Origin of the sequence: Virgibacillus sp. L01, assembly GCF_052246775.1 — a bacterium.
Lineage (GTDB): Bacteria > Bacillota > Bacilli > Bacillales > Amphibacillaceae > Lentibacillus.
Window position 1 is genome coordinate 1 of the sequence record NZ_JBQQCP010000022.1, and the last position, 1,856, is coordinate 1,856.

The window sequence follows — 1,856 nt, forward strand, 5'->3', positions numbered from 1 at the left end:
TTAATACAAAACCTTCCAATCAAAATATAACGGAAGCTTATTTGGCATGTTTATTTTAAGTATAGCATGAAAAACTTAGGTTTTTTAGTGAAAAATGTTGACAACTATTAGCTGGTTTTGTTTAAGTACACTCTTTCACAATCATTTGATCTTTTTTTGTTTACATACCTTAATATTTATCAATCGTTACACCTATAACAGAAGTCCTTACAAGTTCCAGGTTCTGAAACCTTTTTAATTCCTTTGGCGTTCCACTTACTACTGCTCCATTAATAGTTGTGTCGTCTGTTGCATTTTCAGTGTACGGGTGTTCTTCCGAAACAGGAAATCCATAAGCATCTTCCCCGTGTTTTACTTTCCATGTATCATCATCCCATTTTTCTTCTAATCGTTCGAGTTTCTTTTCAGTTGCTTTATCAAGCCAAAGCCAAGTTACATTTTTATAGCCCAGCGTTTCACCTAATTCTTCCAGTGTTTTCGGTTCATTAAAAGAAAGCGCCACTTCAACCAATGTGTTTTCATCTAATCCGGTGGCTATTTTCAGTTCCTGGGGCAAAAAGTCATATCTTAAATTGGGGTAGTAGAAGTCAATCATTCGCTCATTATTAACCTTATTATACCGAACAACTCTATTCGCTTCCTTGTTGAATTTAGTCACTTTGCTCATTCCACTGCCACGATCAATTACTTCGACATTGCCTATAGCAGGATATTTTTTCGTCACAGTATCCCAAACAATTCTCCTGTTACCAATTGTTTTATAGTATGTTGTTTTGCCAACTACACTGAACAAATTATGATGATACATTGTGGCACTGGTGATTTCTGCTCCTTGCTGATAACCCTCAACAAATATATTTGGCTGCTGTACTTCTTCTTTTTGGATTTTTTTATTAGTGAGATACTCACTGCCACTATAAACCAATACACTACATACAACCAACGTGATAATCGAGATAACGATATATAACATGATCTGTTTCCACTTTGTTTTCTTAATAGATTTTTGAAAAGAAGGATCGCTTGTGAAATCAATTTCCGAGTTCTGATTGGAATTTTTTTTATCGTCCATCATTTCCCTCCTCATATAGCTTGACTAACTTCTTTCTAGCTCGAAACATATTCGTCTTTACAGAACTGTTGCTAATACCTAGTAGTTTAGAAATTTCTTCATACGATAGCTCGGATTCGTATTTTAGTAGAAGAAGCTCCATAAATTGTGGTTTCAGCTTAGAAAGCAACCTATAAAGTTCTTCCCTACGCTCTTTTGCTAGAATAATCAATTCTGGCAGTTCATCTGCTTTATTTTCTTCCATATTTCCCTCTAAATTTAATATGTATTTTTTATTTTTCCGACATTGATCATAATAATAATTCAATGCCACCCGAACCAACCAGCTTCGTACTTTAGAGGAGCGAATGGAATCGGAAAATCTAAGGTATTTATATGCTGTTTCTTGTACCGCATCTTCAGCATCCGAGTGTGGAACACCTTTTTTTACTAAGTACCGAAGCACAATATTTAGTTCGTTATTTAGTTCCTCATTTTTGTTTTGGTCTTCCATTGTCCCTCCCCCTATGTTTAGAAGACGTTTGAGCAAAGAAAAAGTTTACAGAGTTAAAGTGAAAACTTGTTCATTAATTTTTAAGACTTATAATAATAAGACTGCATCCGTCAGAAAGATGCAGTTTCTTAAATAAGAAAGCGACTGCCTGTTGTTCAACAATCGCACCCGTTCGTAATATAAGGTTATCCAGATTTTTCTGGTTGACCTTTTTTTATATGGTCTTATTATTACGGTAGTCGGGGTAGAACGTCGCACCCGTGGGACTAGATCCCGTCAACAAAACTGTTC

General features: G+C 35.4%; 2 protein-coding genes. Both read right to left on the reverse strand.

What is annotated here, in order from left to right:
- Positions 1-169: 169 nt before the first annotated feature.
- Positions 170-1,072 carry an anti sigma factor C-terminal domain-containing protein gene (locus ACTWQM_RS19965; RefSeq protein ID WP_443259889.1) on the reverse strand — a complete coding sequence of 301 codons (903 nt, stop codon included), beginning with the start codon at positions 1,070-1,072 and terminating at the stop codon, positions 170-172.
- On the reverse strand, positions 1,062-1,565 hold the full coding sequence (locus ACTWQM_RS19970) for an RNA polymerase sigma factor (RefSeq protein WP_443259890.1): 504 nt from the start codon (positions 1,563-1,565) through the stop codon (positions 1,062-1,064). Before ACTWQM_RS19970 ends, ACTWQM_RS19965 begins: the two co-directional genes overlap by 11 nt.
- Positions 1,566-1,856 lie beyond the last annotated feature (291 nt).